Annotated in this window: 15 protein-coding genes; 9 read left to right on the forward strand and 6 right to left on the reverse strand. The window is 70.1% G+C overall.

Annotated elements, in window-relative coordinates; genetic code table 11:
• Window positions 1-8 precede the first annotated feature (8 nt).
• The 4 genes from ACIHAX_RS27890 to ACIHAX_RS27905 all read left to right on the forward strand — a co-directional run bounded on the left by ACIHAX_RS27890 (window position 9) and on the right by ACIHAX_RS27905 (window position 4927).
• Complete coding sequence (locus ACIHAX_RS27890; protein WP_397280403.1) at window positions 9-1385, forward strand: phosphomannomutase/phosphoglucomutase; 1377 nt, start codon at window positions 9-11, stop codon at window positions 1383-1385.
• A 118-nt stretch (window positions 1386-1503) separates the two neighbouring features.
• Window positions 1504-2706, forward strand: coding sequence for a tobH protein (locus ACIHAX_RS27895; protein WP_364432504.1), 1203 nt, complete (start codon window positions 1504-1506; stop codon window positions 2704-2706).
• Window positions 2706-3926, forward strand: coding sequence for a mannose-6-phosphate isomerase, class I (gene manA, locus ACIHAX_RS27900; protein WP_355077159.1), 1221 nt, complete (start codon window positions 2706-2708; stop codon window positions 3924-3926). Before ACIHAX_RS27895 ends, manA begins: the two co-directional genes overlap by 1 nt.
• A gap of 74 nt (window positions 3927-4000) precedes the next feature.
• On the forward strand, window positions 4001-4927 hold the full coding sequence (locus ACIHAX_RS27905; RefSeq protein WP_364432508.1) for a cation diffusion facilitator family transporter: 927 nt from the start codon (window positions 4001-4003) through the stop codon (window positions 4925-4927).
• Between the two features lie 23 nt (window positions 4928-4950).
• Here ACIHAX_RS27905 and ACIHAX_RS27910 read toward each other — a convergent pair whose 3' ends face one another.
• Together ACIHAX_RS27910 and ACIHAX_RS27915 are read right to left on the reverse strand one after the other, a co-directional pair.
• Window positions 4951-6420, reverse strand: coding sequence for a phytoene desaturase family protein (locus ACIHAX_RS27910; RefSeq protein WP_397280406.1), 1470 nt, complete (start codon window positions 6418-6420; stop codon window positions 4951-4953).
• Window positions 6421-6429: 9 nt separating this feature from the next.
• Window positions 6430-6792, reverse strand: coding sequence for a TetR-like C-terminal domain-containing protein (locus tag ACIHAX_RS27915; RefSeq protein WP_397280408.1), 363 nt, complete (start codon window positions 6790-6792; stop codon window positions 6430-6432).
• An 84-nt stretch (window positions 6793-6876) separates the two neighbouring features.
• Between ACIHAX_RS27915 and ACIHAX_RS27920 the strand changes: the two genes are divergently transcribed.
• Window positions 6877-7092: a DUF4287 domain-containing protein gene (locus tag ACIHAX_RS27920; protein ID WP_355077166.1), complete on the forward strand. Its 216-nt coding sequence runs from the start codon at window positions 6877-6879 to the stop codon at window positions 7090-7092.
• A gap of 54 nt (window positions 7093-7146) precedes the next feature.
• On the opposite strand, the gene ACIHAX_RS27925 is transcribed toward ACIHAX_RS27920, so the two are convergent.
• Entirely contained in the window at window positions 7147-8505 is a 1359-nt protein-coding gene (locus ACIHAX_RS27925; RefSeq protein ID WP_397280410.1) for a cation:dicarboxylate symporter family transporter, read from the reverse strand.
• Window positions 8506-8627: 122 nt separating this feature from the next.
• Between ACIHAX_RS27925 and ACIHAX_RS27930 the strand changes: the two genes are divergently transcribed.
• Entirely contained in the window at window positions 8628-10199 is a 1572-nt protein-coding gene (locus ACIHAX_RS27930; protein WP_355077170.1) for an ATP-binding protein, read from the forward strand.
• Window positions 10196-10897 (forward strand): response regulator, encoded by a 702-nt coding sequence (locus tag ACIHAX_RS27935; RefSeq protein WP_397280412.1) that lies wholly within the window; start codon window positions 10196-10198, stop codon window positions 10895-10897. The genes ACIHAX_RS27930 and ACIHAX_RS27935 overlap by 4 nt, the downstream gene beginning before the upstream one ends.
• Here the strand turns inward: ACIHAX_RS27935 and ACIHAX_RS27940 are convergent, their stop codons facing one another.
• From ACIHAX_RS27940 to ACIHAX_RS27950, 3 genes are all read right to left on the reverse strand, one after another.
• Entirely contained in the window at window positions 10898-12199 is a 1302-nt protein-coding gene (locus tag ACIHAX_RS27940) for a cytochrome P450 (RefSeq protein WP_397280414.1), read from the reverse strand. It lies immediately after the preceding gene.
• Window positions 12200-12305: 106 nt separating this feature from the next.
• Window positions 12306-13028 carry a TIGR03089 family protein gene (locus ACIHAX_RS27945; RefSeq protein ID WP_356967321.1) on the reverse strand — a complete coding sequence of 241 codons (723 nt, stop codon included), beginning with the start codon at window positions 13026-13028 and terminating at the stop codon, window positions 12306-12308.
• A gap of 3 nt (window positions 13029-13031) precedes the next feature.
• Window positions 13032-14588 (reverse strand): LCP family protein, encoded by a 1557-nt coding sequence (locus tag ACIHAX_RS27950; protein WP_397280416.1) that lies wholly within the window; start codon window positions 14586-14588, stop codon window positions 13032-13034.
• Between the two features lie 162 nt (window positions 14589-14750).
• Here ACIHAX_RS27950 and rfbD point away from each other — a divergent pair, with 162 nt between their 5' ends.
• On the forward strand, window positions 14751-15569 hold the full coding sequence (gene rfbD, locus ACIHAX_RS27955; protein WP_364432706.1) for a dTDP-4-dehydrorhamnose reductase: 819 nt from the start codon (window positions 14751-14753) through the stop codon (window positions 15567-15569).
• 433 nt (window positions 15570-16002) lie between these two features.
• On the forward strand, window positions 16003-16899 hold the full coding sequence (locus ACIHAX_RS27960) for a glycosyltransferase family 2 protein (protein WP_355077177.1): 897 nt from the start codon (window positions 16003-16005) through the stop codon (window positions 16897-16899).
• Window positions 16900-16927: the final 28 nt, after the last annotated feature.

The raw sequence follows: 16927 nt of genomic DNA on the forward strand, positions 1-16927 counted from the left end.
TATTGGGCATGACAGTCGCCCGCTCTGCCGAATTCGTGAACGCGGTGATCAAGGCCTACGACGTTCGCGGTGTGGTCGGTGATCAGATCGACGCGGAATTCGTCAGGGACGTCGGCGCCTCCTTCGCACGGCTGATGCGCGCCGAGGGCGCGAACCGGATCGTCATCGGTCACGACATGCGGGATTCCTCCCCCGAGCTGTCGGCCGCCTTCGCCGACGGCGTGCTCGGCCAGGGCCTCGACGTGGTGCACATCGGTCTCGCCTCGACCGACCAGCTGTACTTCGCCTCCGGCCGCCTGGACTGCCCGGGCGCCATGTTCACCGCCAGTCACAACCCGGCCCGCTACAACGGCATCAAGCTGTGCCGCGCCAAGGCCCTTCCGGTCGGGCAGGACACCGGCCTGGCCGCCATCAAGAACGAACTCGTCGACGGCGTGCCCGCGTACCCGGGCGAGCGCGGCAGCGCGACCGAATCGAACCTGCTCACCGAGTACGCCGACTTCCTGCGCGGCCTGGTGGATCTGGGCGATATCCGCCCGCTCACCATCGCGGTGGACGCGGGCAACGGCATGGGCGGGTACACGGTGCCCGCGGTGCTGGGCACGCTGCCCCAGGTGACGATCGTGCCGCTGTACTTCGAGCTGGACGGCACCTTCCCGAACCACGAGGCCAACCCGCTGGACCCGGCGAACCTGGTGGACCTGCAGAAGCTGGTCCGCGAGTCCGGCGCGGACATCGGCCTCGCCTTCGACGGCGACGCCGACCGTTGCTTCGTGGTGGACGAGAACGGCGACCCGGTGGCGCCGTCGGCGATCACCGCTCTGGTCGCCGAGCGCGAACTGGCCAAGGAGCCCGGCGCAGTGATCATCCACAACCTGATCACCTCCCGCGCGGTACCGGAGCTGGTGCACGAACTGGGCGGAACGCCGGTACGCACCCGGGTCGGCCATTCCTTCATCAAGCAGGAGATGGCCGCCACCGGAGCGGTGTTCGGCGGCGAACACTCCGCGCACTACTACTTCCGCGACTTCTGGGGCGCCGACTCCGGGATGCTCGCGGCGTTGCACGTGCTGGCCGCGCTGGGCGAGAAGGACCGGCCGGTGTCGGAACTGATGGCGTCCTACGCCACCTACGCGGCCTCCGGCGAGATCAACTCCACCGTCGCCGACGCCGAGGAGAGGACGCTGGCCGTGGTGGACGCCTTCGCCGACCGGGCGCACTCGGTGGACCGGCTGGACGGGGTGACCGTGCAATTGGCCGACAACGCCTGGTTCAACCTGCGCGCGTCGAACACCGAGCCGTTGCTCCGGCTGAACGTCGAGGCCCGATCGGCGGAGGAAGTAGACGCACTCGTGACCGAGATCCTGAGCATCGTGCGGTCCTGACTGGAATAGTGGAATCACAGGCCTTGGATTCGCCCGACTCGGTCTCGGTGTGGCAGCTGGACCGGGTGGGCGCGGGGGCGGAAAAGACACAGCGCGATGAGGGGAGGTGGAACGCCCGATGATCGCTGGAACACCGGTGCTCGACCTCGACGATGCCGCTTCACTCGAAGCCGCCGACGCAGGCGGCGCCCTTCGCTCGGCCGCCTCTGGCGGCGCCCAGGTGCGTGCCACCGCAGCGGCCGTCGGTGAGGACGCGCTGGCCCGGCTGGCCGATCTGCGACCGCGCAGCGTGGTGCTGGTCTCCGGTTCCGGACGCGCCGCACGTGCCGCCGGACTGCTCGTGGCCGCGCTCGGCGATCGCGCGGGCCTACCCGTCGTGCCCGCCGCCGCCCTGCCGCCGTGGGTGGGGCCGCTGGACGTCGTCCTGGTCTCCGGTGACGACGCGGGTGATCCGCGCCTGATCGACGCCGTCGACCGGGCGCTGCGTCGCGGCGCCGAGGTGGTCGTCGCCGCGCCGCACGAGGGGCCGCTGCGCGCCGCCGCGGCCGGACGCGCCGCCGTCCTGGAACCGAGGGTCCAAGTTCTCGGGTACAACCGCCTGTTGCGCTTCCTGGCCGCCGGAATCGCGGTCCTGCGCGCGGTCGACCCCCAGCGCACCGGCGCCGCGGTCCCGGAACTCGCCGACCTGGCCGACGTGCTGGACGCGGAGGCGCTACGCGACGGCCCGCACAACGAGGTCTTCCACAACCCCGCCAAGACGCTGGCCGCCCGGATGCAGCAGCGGGGCATCGTGCTCGCGGGCGACTCGCCCGCCGCCGCCGAACTGGCCGAGCACGGCGCCGAGGTGCTGTTGCAGTCCGCGGGCAAGGTCGCCACCGCGGTGGATCTGGCCGAGGCCGTGGCCGCGCGGACCCGGATGGCCGAAGCGGCAGGCGAATCCGCGCCCGACTTCGACCCGATGTTCCACGACGAGGAGTTGGACGGGCCCGCGCCGGTTGAGCGCGTCCGGGTGTTCGTGCTCAGCGCCGATCGCGATCGGGCGGCGGCACGCCGTCGCATCGCGGTGTTCGGTGGCGAGGGCGGGAACCTGGTGGACGCGGATCTGGTGAACGCCGACGTCGACCTGCTGCACACCGAGATGACCGACCCCGCCGCGCCCGCGCATACCCATGCCGAGGAGTCCGCGCAGGCGAACGGCACCGAACTCGAACAGCTCGCGGTGCTCGCGCTGCGACTGGAGATGGCCGCCGCCTACCTGCGGCTGCTCGGCTCGCGGACGGCTCCGGCCGACAGCCAGGGGCAGTACGGGGGAAGCTACTAGTGCACGAACTCGTTGGTGCGCTGCGCTCGTATGCCTGGGGCTCGCGCACCGCGCTCGCTCAGCTGTGCGGCAGGCCGGTGCCGTCGGCGCATCCGGAGGCCGAACTGTGGTTCGGCGCCCACCCGGCCGATCCGGCGCACGTGAAAACCGGTGACCGCACCACGTCGCTGCTGGAACTGATCGCCGCCGACCCGAGCCGGGAACTGGGCTCGGCCGCAGAACGATTCGGCGAGAAGCTGCCGTTCCTGCTGAAGATCCTGGCCGCAGAGGAGCCGCTGTCGCTGCAGGCGCACCCGAGCACGGAGCAGGCGCGGGCCGGCTTCGCGCGGGAGAACCAGGCGAAGGTGCCGCTGGACTCCCCACTGCGCAACTACCGCGACGAGAACCACAAGCCCGAGCTGGTCGTCGCGCTGGACCGGTTCGAGGCGCTGGCCGGTTTCCGCGATCCGCACCGCACCGTCGCACTGCTGCGCGCACTGGCGGTGGACGGATTGCGCCCCTACTGCGAACTGCTTGCCGCGCAACCGGACAAGGCGGGCCTGCGCACACTGTTCACCACCTGGATCACGCTGCCGCACCACGTGCTGACCACGCTGCTGCCCGAGGTGCTCGACGGCTGCGTGCGGTATCTGTCGGGCAAAGGCGCCCGTGAGTTCACGGCCGAGGCGCGCACGACCCTCGAATTGGCCGAGGCCTATCCGGGCGACGCGGGCGTGCTGGCGGTGCTGCTGCTGAACCGGGTGACTCTGGAGCCGGGCCAAGGATTGTTCCTCGCGGCCGGCAATCTGCACGCCTACCTGCGCGGGGTGGGCGTGGAGATCATGGCCAACTCCGACAACGTGCTGCGCGGCGGGCTCACCCCCAAGCACGTCGACGTGCCGGAACTGTTGCGGGTGCTGGATTTCGAGCCGATCGACTTGCCTGCCGTGTTACCCGAGCCCGCCGGTGACGGGTCGGTGCGTTATCGCACGCCCGCACCGGAGTTCGCGCTGCGCCGCTTCGACCTGGTCGCGGGTTCCGCCCGGGTGCCGCTGACCGCGGCGGGACCGGGCATCGTGCTGTGCACCGCGGGGACGGTGCGGCTGTTCCGCAACGACTCGTCGCTGGAGCTCACCCGGGGTGGCGCGGCGTGGATCTCCGCCGTGGACACCGATATTCGCGCCCAAGCGGTGGACGGCGACGTCCAGCTGTTCTGCGCGTCCGTCGGCGCGACCGGCTGACCGATCCGGAACGCCGGATGCCAGGTGTCCTAGTCTGTTCGCGGGTATCTCGAAAACAGAGAGGACATGCTTCCATGTCGGCTGGCGGTGGCAAGAAGGCGATCATCGCGGCGTTGTCCGCGAACGCGGGGATCGCCGCGGCGAAGTTCGTCGGTGCGGCGATCACGGGCTCGGGATCGATGCTCGCCGAGGCCGTGCACTCCGTGGCCGACACGGGCAACCAGGCACTGCTGCTGCTCGGCCAGCAGCGCGCCGCGAAGGAAGCCGACGAGCTGCACCCCTTCGGCTACGCGCGCAACCGCTACTTCTATTCGTTCATCGTGGCGCTGGTGCTGTTCACCCTCGGGTCCGGCTACGCCATCTACGAGGGCATCCACAAGATCCAGCATCCGGAGGAGCTGAGTTCGCCGATCGTGGCGGTGATCATCCTGGTGATCGCGATCGCGTTGGAGTCATACAGCTTCACCACCGCGGTGCGCGAGTCCGCGCCGCTCAAGGGCGACGCGAGCTGGTGGCGGTTCATCCGCAATTCGCGCAGCCCCGAGCTACCGGTGGTGCTGCTGGAGGACACCGGCGCGCTGATCGGCCTGGTTTTCGCGTTCGCGGGCGTCGGCCTGACCATGCTCACCGACGACCCGGTCTGGGACGGCGTCGGCACGCTGGCCATCGGCGGGCTGCTCGGCGTCATCGCGGTCGTGTTGATCGTGGAGATGCAGAGCCTGCTGATCGGCGAGGGCGCCACGCCGCAGGAGAACCGGCTGATCCGCGCGAACCTGGTCGACCGGACCCGCATCGACCGGGTGATCCACCTCAAGACGCAGTACCTCGGCCCGGAGGAACTGCTCGTGGCCGCGAAGGTCGGCGTCGTTCCCGGACTCGACATCGCGGCGATCGCCGGTGCCATCGATGAGGCCGAGTCCCGCGTCCGCGCGGCGGTACCCGCGGCGCGCGTCATCTACCTCGAACCCGATCTCTACCGCACCGAGCCCGCCACGAGTTAGCGACTCGGCGACCGGGGCAGTCCTCAGCGATGCTGGAAAGCCGGGGTGCGTAAGAGGTCGAGCGGATCGGTGCGGATGTCGAAGCGGTCGCGCAGGGCGTGGCGCGCGGCGTGCAGCCCGCACATACCGTGTACCCCGGGGCCCGGGGGCGTCGCGGACGAGCAGAGATAGACACCGGGAATCGGTGTGGCGTATGGGTTCCAGCGCGGAGCCGGGCGGAAGGCGAACTGGCGCAGGGTCATCGCGCCCGCCGAGATGTCGCCGCCGATGTAGTTGGCGTTGTGCGAGGGCATTTCGGTGGCGATGATCACGTTCTTGGCGACGATCAGATCGCGGAAACCCGGCGCGAACCGCTCGACCTGGCCGATCACTTCCTCGCTGACATCGCGGGTGGAGCCGTTGGGCACGTGTGCGTAGGTGTAGAACGTGTGGCCGCCCTCGGGCGCGCGAGTGGGATCGACCACGCCCGGCTGGATGGACAGCACGTAGGGCCGGTCGGCGTGTCGTCCCATGGCCACGGCGTGCTCGGCGGCCATGGCCTCGGCGCGGGTGCCGATCACGTGCACCGTCCCGGCCAGCGCGCAGCCCTCGGCTCGCCACGGCACCGGCCCGGAAAGGGCGAAGTCGATTTTGCACGCCGCGCCGCCGTACCGGAAACGACGCAGGCGCTTCGCGTACCGCGCGGGCAACCGATGCCCGGCGATACGCAGCAGTTCGGCCGGGGCGAGGTCGAGCAGAACGGCGCGGGCGCCGGCGAACTCGTCGATCGAGTCGACCCGGTGGCCGGTGTGCACCCGTCCGCCGAGACGTTCGAGTTCGGCGATGAGGGCGTCGGGAATCGCCTGACTGCCGCCGCGCGGAATCACCCAGCCTTCGACGTGGGCCAGCGTGCCGAGCAACAGCGCCGCGCCCGCGGCGGTGACGGCGCGCGGGGGAATGATCGCGTGGGTGGCGATGCCGGTCAACAGGGCGGGCGCGACCTGGTCGCGAAACCTGATGTCCCACAGCGGCGAGCCCTGCTCCAGGGTGCGCAGGCCGAAACGGATCGAGGTCGCGAGGCCGGATGGGATGCGGCGCAGATCCGACATCGCGATGTCGACCACGTCCGGCCAGTGCCGCACCAGCGGAGCGAACAGTTTGCGCCACGCCGGGCCGTCGGCACCGAGGTCGTCGACGGTCCGATCCAGATCTCGCCAGGCCAGTCCGGCCACACCGCCGTCGAGCGGATGCGCGTAGGAGACCTCCGGTGCGAGCAACTCGACACCGTGCGCGGTCAGGTCGAACGCGCGGAACAGCGGCGCGGCCGCCGCCATCGGATGCGCGCCCGCGCACAGATCGTGCCGGTAGCCGGGCAAAGTGAGTTCCGCAGTACGGGACCCACCTCCGGCCGTCGCCTCGGCCTCGTACACCTCCACGGCGAGCCCCGCCCGAGCCAGGATCACCGCGGCGGCGAGGCCGTTCGGTCCGGAGCCGACCACCACCACATCAGCCATACCCCCACGCTACCGGCGACGGGCATGCCGACACGGACGCCAGGCCCGCGCCGCGCCCACGGCGGCGAGCCGTTCCGCCACCAGCAAGGCCAGGCGTCGATCGCGCAGTTCCGGCCGCGGCCGTCCACCCCGGCCCAGCGTGGCCAGGCCGTGCAGTGAGCTCCAGGCGACCTCCGTGCGGGCGCCGAGGCCGGGCGCATCGACGAAGGGCCGGAACATGGCTTCCAGCTCGCCGAAGGCCGCCCGCAGCGGCAGCGGCGCCTCCAGGCCGAAGGTGAGGGCTGTGTTCATCAGGAACAACGCGTCGTAGAGCGACGGATTCGCCACCGCGAAGTCCGAGTAGGCCCGCGCGACCCGCAGCGGCGAGTCCACGGCGGCATGACGGGCCGGTGCGATGATTTTCCGGCGGCCGCCCCGTCTGCACCATCGAACGCACGACGAGCAAGGAGATCGACCATGGCGACCAAGCCGCACGGCCCCGCTTCCTACTTCCCCTCCATCGAGGCCAAGTACGGCCGCACCATCGAAGAGTGGAAGGCCGCCATGCGCGAGACCGGCTTGGCCGCACACAAGGAACTCGTCGAGTGGCTGAAGACCGAGCACGGTTTCGGGCACGGCCACGCCAACGCCCTCACCCAGCATCATCTGCACCCGGAGAAGTGGGAGGCCTGATCCCGGACGCGACGAAGGGCCCGCAGATCCTGCGGACCCTTCGTCGTGCGCGCGCTATGCCTGGACCAGATCCTTGGTCTCGGATTCCTGCGCCTGCGCGGGCGTCCCGTGGTCGTCGTCGACCATGGTCCGCTCGTCGAACGGCAACTTGCGATCGAGCACTTCGCGCACCCGGTCCACGTCGACGGTCTTGGTCCAGGTGCCGATCAGCACCGTGGCGACCGCGTTGCCGGAGAAGTTGGTCAGCGCCCGCGCCTCGGACATGAAGCGGTCGATGCCGACGATCAAGCCGACACCGTCGAGCAACTCGGGCCGATGACTCTGCAATCCGCCCGCCAGCGTGGCCAGTCCCGCGCCGGTGACACCCGCCGCGCCCTTGGACGCGATGATCATGAAGACCAGCAGCCCGAGTTGCTCGCCGATGGACAGCGGCTTGCCCATCGCCTCGGCGATGAACAGCGATGCCATGGTCAGGTAGATGGCGGTGCCGTCCAGGTTGAACGAATAGCCGGTGGGCACAACGACGCCCACGGTGGTGCGCTCGACGCCCATGTGGTCCATCTTCGCGATCAGCCGTGGCAGCGCCGATTCCGACGACGAGGTCGCGACGATCAGCAGGTACTCCCGCGCGAGGTAGCGGACCAGCTTGAAGATCGACACCCGCGACACGCTCCACAGCAGCAGACCGAGCACGCCGAAGACGAAGACCACGCAGGTGAGGTAGAACGCGAGCATCAGCGTGCCCAGCTTCGCCACGGCGTCCAAGCCGGTCTTGCCGACCACGTTGGCGATCGCGCCGAACGCGCCGATCGGCGCCAGCCACAGGATCATCACCAGGATGCGGAACACGAGTTTCTGCAGCAGCGCCACGCCGCGCAGGATCGGCTCGCCCGTCGTGCCCATGGCCTGCACCGCGAATCCGACCAGCAGCGCGACGAACAGCGCCTGCAGCACGTTGCCGGTGGTGAGCGAGGACAGCAGCGTGGACGGCACGATGTTCTGGACGAATTCCCAGGTACCACCCGCGCTGTGCGCGGTATCGGCGAGGTTGTGACCGGCTTTGGCCGAAGTGGCGATGTTCAGTCCCGCGCCGGGTTGCAGCAGGTTGCCGACGACCAGACCGATGCCGAGCGCGATGGTCGACATGACCAGGAAGTAGCCGATGGCCAGTCCGCCCACCTTGCCGACGGTGGCCGCCGCGCGCACCGAGCCGATCCCGAGGACGATGGTGCAGAAGATGACGGGACCGATCATCATCTTGATGAGATTGACGAAAATGGTTCCCAGCGGGGCGAACGACTGCGCGGCGCCCGGCGCCAGCCAGCCGACGAGGACGCCCGCGACCACCGCCACGATGACGGACAGATAGAGCCAATGGGTGCGGTCGCGCCGCGTTCGAGTCGTGTCGCTCATAGCGAGGATTTCCCTTCGAAAGGTACCGACGCGAAGTGGCTCACGCCTTCCAGGCAGAATGATGGTCGGCCGGGTGATCCCGGTCACTGTTTGGTGCATTACGTTCAGCGGAGGCAGAGCTTGTGAGACGCGGTCGGCTCTCCCTCGCCGGGCAGGCGTTCGTCTTCCAGTTGGTCGTGTTGGCGGTGATGATCGGGATCGGCGTGGTGCTCGCGGTCCTGGACGCCAGGCACGACAGCGACGTCACCACCACCAGGGAGGTCACCGACGTCGCGGTGAGCGTGGCCGATGCACCCTCGACCATCGACGCGCTGCACAGCGCGGATCCGACGGCGTTGTTGCAGCCGGTGACCGAGGAGATCCGGCGCGAGACCGGCATGGATTTCATCGTGGTCATGGCGCTGGATCGGACCCGCTACACGCACACCAACCCCGCGATGATCGGACTGCCGTTCAGCGGCACCATCGATCGCGCGCTGGCGGGCGAGACGTTCACCGAGACCTTCACCGGCACGCTCGGCCCCTCCATCCGGGCGGTGACTCCGGTCCAGGACCACGGGCGGATCGTCGCTCTGGTCTCCGCGGGCGTGACCCGCGCGAAGATCGGCGACCAGGTCGCTACTCAGTTCCCGCTGATCCTCGGCGTCGCCGCGGCCGGGCTGGCGCTGGCCGCGGGCGGATCGTTCCTGCTGAGCCGCAGGCTGCGCAGGCAGACCCACGGCCTGGCGCCGGACGAGTTGCGCGCGATGTACGAGCACCACGACGCCGTCCTGCATTCGGTGCACGAGGGCCTGGTGGTGTTCGGCGCGTCCGGCGAGGATGCCGAGGTGGTCAACGACGAGGCGCGCCGCCTGCTCGACCTGCCCGCGGGTGACGTGCGGCGCAGCGACCTCCCGCTGTCGCTGCAACGGATGAGCTGGGGCACCGTCCGCGACGAGATGCACGTCACCACCGACCGGATCCTGCTGGTCAACCAGGACACCGTGGAGTGGGAAGGCCGGGCGATCGGCACGGTGATGACCATCCGCGACCACACCGAGTTGCAGGCGGTGATGGGCGAACTCGATTCCGTGCGCAGCTTCGCGGCGTCGTTGCAGGCGCAGGCGCACGAGTCGGCCAACCGGTTGCACACTGTGGTCACCATGGTCGAACTGGGTCGCCACCGCGAGGCCGTCGAGTTCGCCACGGCTGAACTGGAGCTGTCCCAGTCGCTGATCGATCGGTTGTTCGCCGCGGTGGGCGCGCCTGCCCTGGCCGCTCTGCTGCTCGGCAAGGTGAACCAGGCCGCCGAGCGCGGCATCGAGCTGACGATCACCGACGACACCGCGCTCGACTCGGTGGACCCGCTGTCCCCGCACGAAACCGTCACGCTGGTGGGCAATCTCGTCGACAACGCGATCGATGCGGCGGCGGACAGCACCTCCGGCTGGGTGGAGGTCACGCTGCGCCACCAATGGGCGGACGCCCCGGACGAGTCCACGCTCTACATCCGGGTCGCCGACAGCGGCCCCGGCATGTCGGCGGAGACGTTCGCCCGCGCGTCCCAGCGCGGTTATTCGACCAAAGCCGACCACCACGGGCTCGGTCTCGCGCTGGTCCACCGGCTGGTGGCCCGTCACGGGGGAAGCATCCATACCGAACGGGATCCCGAAAGCGCGGTCACCGTGACGATCCCACGAAAGGAGGCACGATGATCCGCGTGCTGATCGTCGAGGACGAGCCGCTGATCGCCGAGGCACACCGCGCCTACGTGGAGCGCATCGCCGGATTCACACCCGTCGGCATCGCCCACACCGGACGCGAGGCGATGCGAGCGGCGGCCGACGCCGCGGCCGAGGGCACGCCGATCGATTTGGTGTTGATGGACATCGGTCTTCCGGACGCCAGCGGCCTCGACGTCGCCGCCGCACTGACCGGCCTGGCGCCGCGCCCGGACGTCATCGCCATCACGTCCGCGCGGGACCTGGCCATGGTGCGCACCGCGGTGTCGCACGGCGTCGTGCTGTATCTGCTGAAGCCGTTCACCTTCGCCGCATTTCGCGACAAACTGGACCGCTATCGCGAGTTCCGCACCGCGCTCCCTGCCGGGGAGAGCGCCATCTCCCAGCACGACATCGACCGGGCGTTGAGCGCCCTGCGCACCACCGACCAGCGCGCGACGACTCCCAAGGGCGTCGCGCCGCAGACCCTCGACGAGATCTCCCGCACCGTGCGCGCGGCCGAGGCCGAGGGTGTGACGGCCGCGGACACCGCGACCGCGATCGGCGTCTCGCGCATCACCGCATGGCGTTATCTGGAGAAGCTGGCCGACGACGGGTTGGTCGTCCGCCGCTCCGACTACGGCCGGGCCGGGCGCCCGAAGACCCGCTACGTCTGGAAGACCACGGGCTGATCAGACCGGCTCCGGGGCCTGCGCGCGCTGGCCGAGGTGCACCGGCATGCGCTCGTACCCGTGCAGGGTGAACAGCGCGCGCCGCCGCAGCGGACCGTCCAGCCGCAGGTCGGGGAACCGCTCGAACAGGGCTTGCAGGGCGTAGACGCCTTCCATCCTGGCCAAACTCGCGCCCAGGCAGACGTGCACGCCGCTGCTGAACGACAGGTGGTCCTTGGCGTTGTCGCGCCCGACGTCGAAACGTCCTGGATCGGCGAAGACCGCGGGATCGCGGTTGGCGCCCGCCAGCGACAGCACCACTGTGTTGCCCTCGCGCACCCGGACGCCGTCGATCTCGACATCGGTCAGCGCGGTCCGCGCGGTGGTCTGCACCGGGGAGTCGAAGCGCAGGATCTCCTCGACGGCGTTCGGCCACAGCTCCGGCGCCTCGCGCAGCCGCTCCAGCTGATCCGGATGGGCCAGCAACTGCGCGACACCGTTGCCGATCAGGTTGACCGTCGTCTCGAAACCGGCGCCCATGAGCAGGCTCGCGGTGGCCTTGAGCGCGTAGGAGTCCAGTTCGCCCGCGGCGACCAGGCTGCTGAGGATGTCCTCGCCCGGCGCGCGACGCAACCGTTCGATGTGCTGGTCGAGGTAGTCGTTCATCACCTCCATGGCCCGCATCGCTTTCCGGTGCGCGTGCCAGGGGATGCCGACGTCCAGCAGGGGCGTCATCTGATCGCCCCAGTCCAGGAACAGCGCCTTGTCCTCGTCCGGAAAACCGAGCATCTCCGAGATGATCGCGATCGGCACCTGGGCGGCGAACGAGCGGATCAAGTCCGCCGAACCGTGCGCGGGCAGATCGTCCAGCAGTTCCTCGGTGACCGTCTCGACGCGGTCGCGCAGCCTGCGGATCGCGCGCGGGGTGAAGGCCGAGGCCACCGGTTTGCGCATGGCTGTGTGCTCCGGCGGATCGATGACCAGCATCGACGGCGGCTCCACCGGATTCGGCGGCAAAGGGAAGCGTTCGGCGAGCTTCTGCAGCGGCTTGGGAATGTTGAAGCTCTCCGTGGTGCGCACCCCGAAGCGGCTGTCGCGCAGGATGGAGCGGCACAGCTCGTGGTCGAAGGTCGCCCACGCGATCGAGGTGCGCATCAGCCTCGTCTCGCCGCGCAGACGTTCGATCAGCGGATAGGGGTCGTCGAAACCGGCCGGTCCGCCCATCAGTTCGGCGAACGGGTCACCGCGACGCGCCTGCAGGCGCAGAACGAGACGAGGCGCGCCCTGCACGGACAACCAGCGGAACCAATAATGTGGCTTCATAAGTCCAACCCCGTCGTCGTCGCCGATGAGTCCACCGTACGGAACCCGGCCCGCTTGTGGAACGTCCTCAGGTCGGATTCGGCGCTTATACCGTGGTAGGAGCCGCTCAGCCGCGCTGCGCGGTCACCCGCTCCGAGGCGACGCGCCGCTCACGCAGCGCCGGATCCGGGTTGACCACCTGCACCAGCGAAGCGCCCGCGGCCAGCACCGCGAGATATCCGTCGATCAGTTCGGCCGGGGTGTCCCACGGCGTGCTCGACAGCACTCGGTCGCCTTCGGCGAAGCCCTGGCGCATCGCCGATTTCCGCGCCTCGGCGAGCACCTCGGCGACCGGCATGCCGTCCAGCGCGACGCCGGCGCCGCGGGGCAGGAACTGGTCGCCGTGCACGCGCACCGAGGTGGCGAAGTCGGTGACGCCCACCGGCAGGTCGCGCACCGGCGAGCCCATGGCGTCCAGCGACAGGGCCGCGACCTCGCCCGCTCCGTCGGCGTCGTCCAGGCGGTCCGGGGTGACCAGGGCCAGATCGGCGTCCCGGTCCGGATGCAACACCACCTCGGTGCCCGCCCACCAGCAGCCCAGCAGCACCGCGGCGGTCTGCCAGTGCGCGGGGAGCAGGACGGCGACCCGCGCGCCCGGGCTCAGGCCGAACTCGTCGCGAATCAAGTTGGCGGTCTTGGCCGCCCAATTCGCCAGCGTCGCGCCGGACAGCTCGATGCGCGCGCCGGTGGCGTCGTCGTAGTAGGTGACGCGCGGGCCCGCGGGTTCGCGGGCGAGGATGGGATCGAGCACCGCTTCGGTGAGAGTATGTGCCTGGTCGATGTCACGCATGGTTCAGTTCACGCATTTCGGTCCGTTCTGGCCTGCGTCGATCGGTGGAGCGGGCGGGACTGGTGTGGCCGCGGTCGACGTTCCGGACAGGTCGAACATCCGGCTCGCCGACGAGCCCGGACCAGAATAGTCGCTCGCCAGCACGACACTCACCGAATCCGGGGACAGAGCCGGATCGGCGAGCACCGTCAGCCCGCCGAGCGCCTTGGCGACCGCCTGCGCCTTCGGACTGGAGGTGTCCGCCGCGAGCACGCGGCTGCCGGTGACGTGGCCGCCGCTGTAGTTGGACACCGTGCCTTGACGGAAGCCCTTGGCGCTCAAGGCCTGCGCGACCTCGGCCGCGAGTCCGCCGATGCCGCCCGCGTTGTAGACGCTGACCGTCACGGTCGCCGGATCGAACCCCGGCTCGGCGTTGCGCGGGGCCGGGTCGCCGCCGACCAGCGAGGCGACGTAGGACTTGACCGCCTTGGGCTCGACTTTGACCACGGATTCACCGTTGCCGGTTTCGCCGTTGAGGTCGGCGACCGGAATGGTCTCGAATTTCACCTGCCCGCCGGACAGATCCTTCAACCGCTGCAGGAACGCCAGCACGTCCCAGTCCTCGTCGAGCACGATCGTCCGGCCCACCGCGTCGCTGAGTTGCTGGAGCTTGGCCGGGTTGCCGAGCATCTTCGCGCTGAGCAATTGCTGCACCAGCTGTGCCATGAACACCTGCTGGCGCACGATGCGGTCGATGTCGCCGCGCGGCAGATCGTGGCGTTGGCGCACGAAACTCAACGCTCGCGGCCCGTCCAGGCGCTGGCGTCCGGCGGGGAACTTGGCGCCGGACATCCACTCGTCGACCGGGTTCCGCAGACATACCTCGACGCCGCCGACGGCATCGGTGAGCAGCGCGAAGCCGAGCAGGCTCACCTCGGCGTAGTGATCGACGGTGATACCGGTGAGCCCGGCCACCGTCTTGATCAGCGCCTGCCTGCCCGCCTGGGTGGACTGCCGCTCCGCGTCGGCGTTCGAGACGCCCTGGTCGAGGAGCTTCTGGAACTGTGCCGCCTTGGTCGCGCCGTAGGCGGAATTGATCTTGCCCATGCCGAGGCCGGGAATGCTGACGTAGGAATCGCGCGGGATCGAGATCGCGGTGGCCGAGCGTCCGTCGTTCGGCACGCGCAGCAGCACGATGGTGTCGGTGTTGGTGCCGACCTCGTCGCCCGCGTGCAGCATCGCGCGCTCGGCGTCCGACAGCGGGTTGCCGTGCGCGTCGGTACGACTGTCCACACCGACCAGCAGGATGTCCACCGCGCCGTCGCGACCGCCGCCGAGGCCCAGATCGCCGAGACGCTCGATGTCGGCCACAAGACCGTCGACGCTGTGCCAGGCGAAACCGGTGAGCACCAGCACGATCACGGCGGCGGCCACAGCGAGCGAGCGCAGCGGCCCGAAGGCCCGGTCGCCGGGCCCGGTCGCCCGCGACGCCGCCGATGTGCCCCTCCGCTGCGACAAGTCCGCATCCTCTCGCCGAAACTCGGTGTCCTGGCGACGCGTGCGCAACCGATCCGCCACCATGGTTACCGCTCGCCCCGCCCGGTTTCGGGATCCCCCGATAGCACAAGGCTATCGAACGGCGGGCGCGAACGGCCGCAACCGAGGACGTGGCGGCGTGCCAGACTTGCGCCCGTGACCGACCCCACCGCGCCCGACTCCACCGCGTCCGCTCGCCTCGTCGTCATGGGCGCGCACGGGCAGGTGGGCCGGGAACTGCGTCGTCTCGCTCCGGCCGCCAGCGGCTACGGGCGCCCCGAACTCGACATCACCGACCCCGCCGCCGTGCGCGCGGTGCTCACGCCCGGCGACGTGGTGCTGAACTGCGCCGCCTACACCGCCGTCGACCTGGCCGAAACCGAAACCGAGGCGGCGTACGCGGGCAACGCCACCGGACCGGCCGTGCTCGCCGACGTCTGCGCCGACCTCGGTGCCCGGCTGATCCATCTGTCCACCGATTACGTCTTCCCAGGTACCCAGGATCGGCCGTACGACACAGCCGATGTGACCGGACCGACGTCGGTCTACGGGGCGTCCAAGCTCGCCGGGGAACAGGCGGTGCTGAGCCGCTGCCCGGACGCGCACGTGGTGCGCACCGCGTGGGTATACACCGGGCGCGGCGGCGATTTCGTCGCCACGATGCTGCGGCTGGAGCGCGAACGCGACACGGTCGACGTCGTCGACGACGAGGTCGGCTCGCCCACCTACGCCGCCGACCTGGCCGTCGCGCTGCTGGAATTGGCGGGCAGGCCGGACGCGCCGCGGGTGCTGCACGCCACCAACGCCGGGCGGGCCAGCCGATTCGAGCTCGCCCGAGCGGTGTTCGCCGGTGTCGGCGCCGATCCGGGGCGCGTCCGTCCGTGCGACTCCTCCGCCTTCCCCAGACCCGCACGCCGCCCGGCGTTTTCGGTGCTCTCGCCGCGGGCCTGGAACGACGCCGGGCTCACGCCGCTGCGGGATTGGCGGACCGCGTTGGGAGACGCGCTGGCGCGGCAGGCCGATTGAGGCGTACCTCCGCCTTCATTCCGGTCATGCGGCCTGATGGACGACACCTGGCTCCGTCCGCCAGGCGTACCCCGCCTTCGCGGCATGCCGAGCCATCGACGGACGGGTCGAGCTGCGCGCGTTGGGCCTACCTCCGCTGTCACTCCGACCACGCGCAGGCTGTCGACCGACGATGTCCGGCTGCGCCCGTCGGGCGTACTCTCGCACCCCGGTCATGCGCAGATCGTCTCCCGCAGCGCCCGTCAGGGGTCTGCGCTTTCATTCCGGCCACGCGCAGGGGATCGCCCCGCGGATGTCCCGCTGCGCCGGCCGGGCAGGCCTCCGGCTCGACACACGATGCGCGCTCGCCTCTCCGGCATCCTCCACCTCGGCAGCGGACGAGCGCGAGCCATCGACGGACGGCTTGCGGTTGCGCCCGTTAAGGTTGGCTGTCGTGAGTGATTCCGAATCCGCCGCGCCCGCGGGCCTGGCCGTCGTCACGGTGACCTACTCGCCGGGTGAGCACCTAGAGCACTTCATCAGCACTCTAGCCGGGGCCACCGCCGAGAAACCTCAGGTGATCCTCGCCGACAACGGGTCGGTCGACGGTGTGCCGGAGCTGGTCGCCGAGGCCAATTCGCACGTGCGGCTGCTGCGCACCGGCGGCAACATCGGTTACGGCGGCGCGATCAACCGGGCGGTCGCGGAGATCGATCCGGCGATCGAATTCGTCGTGATCGCCAACCCGGATATCCGCTGGGGCACCGATTCCATCGACAAACTGCTCGCCGCCGCCAAGCGCTGGCCGCGCGCGGGCGCGCTCGGTCCGCTGGTGCTGGAGCCGGACGGCAGCGTGTACCCGTCGGCCCGCCGGGTGCCCGGCCTGCTCGACGGCGCCGGACACGCGATCCTGGGCACGGTGTGGAAGTCCAACCCGTGGACCCGCAGGTACCGGCAGGAGAACGAGGAGATCTCCGAGCGAGCCGTCGGCTGGCTGTCGGGGTCGTGCCTGCTGGTGCGGCGCGCGGCGTTCGACTCGATCGACGGTTTCGACTCGCGCTACTTCATGTACATGGAGGACGTCGACTTCGGCGACCGGATGGGCAAGGCGGGTTGGCACAACGTTTTCGTGCCGGACGCCGAGGTAACCCATGCCAAAGGTCACGCAGCGGGCCGCCATCCCGAAGTGATGCTGCCCGCCCACCATGCCAGCGCCTACCGGTTCCAGGCCGACCGGCATCCGCACTGGTGGCAGGCTCCGCTGCGGTTGGCGCTGCGGGCCGGACTTGCGGTCCGCTCGCGGATTGCGGTTCGATCTGCCCTGCGCCAGCAGGCGCGCGACGCCGGGTAACCGGCGACGGCGGCGAGAAACGACCTTG

Origin of the sequence: Nocardia sp. NPDC051929 (assembly GCF_044548645.1) — a bacterium.
GTDB lineage: Bacteria > Actinomycetota > Actinomycetes > Mycobacteriales > Mycobacteriaceae > Nocardia > Nocardia sichangensis.

What these genes read in the sequence shown, in the direction of transcription:
- ACIHAX_RS27890 (WP_397280403.1), top strand. Translation starts at nt 9, where the DNA reads ATGACAGTCGCCCGCTCTGCCGAATTCGTGAACGCGGTGATCAAGGCC.
- ACIHAX_RS27905 (WP_364432508.1), top strand. Translation starts at nt 4,001, where the DNA reads ATGTCGGCTGGCGGTGGCAAGAAGGCGATCATCGCGGCGTTGTCCGCG.
- ACIHAX_RS27895 (WP_364432504.1), top strand. Translation starts at nt 1,504, where the DNA reads ATGATCGCTGGAACACCGGTGCTCGACCTCGACGATGCCGCTTCACTC.
- ACIHAX_RS27940 (WP_397280414.1), bottom strand. Translation starts at nt 12,199, where the DNA reads ATGAAGCCACATTATTGGTTCCGCTGGTTGTCCGTGCAGGGCGCGCCT.
- ACIHAX_RS27950 (WP_397280416.1), bottom strand. Translation starts at nt 14,588, where the DNA reads ATGGTGGCGGATCGGTTGCGCACGCGTCGCCAGGACACCGAGTTTCGG.
- rfbD (WP_364432706.1), top strand. Translation starts at nt 14,751, where the DNA reads ATGGGCGCGCACGGGCAGGTGGGCCGGGAACTGCGTCGTCTCGCTCCG.
- ACIHAX_RS27920 (WP_355077166.1), top strand. Translation starts at nt 6,877, where the DNA reads ATGGCGACCAAGCCGCACGGCCCCGCTTCCTACTTCCCCTCCATCGAG.
- ACIHAX_RS27910 (WP_397280406.1), bottom strand. Translation starts at nt 6,420, where the DNA reads ATGGCTGATGTGGTGGTGGTCGGCTCCGGACCGAACGGCCTCGCCGCC.
- ACIHAX_RS27945 (WP_356967321.1), bottom strand. Translation starts at nt 13,028, where the DNA reads ATGCGTGACATCGACCAGGCACATACTCTCACCGAAGCGGTGCTCGAT.
- ACIHAX_RS27925 (WP_397280410.1), bottom strand. Translation starts at nt 8,505, where the DNA reads ATGAGCGACACGACTCGAACGCGGCGCGACCGCACCCATTGGCTCTAT.
- ACIHAX_RS27935 (WP_397280412.1), top strand. Translation starts at nt 10,196, where the DNA reads ATGATCCGCGTGCTGATCGTCGAGGACGAGCCGCTGATCGCCGAGGCA.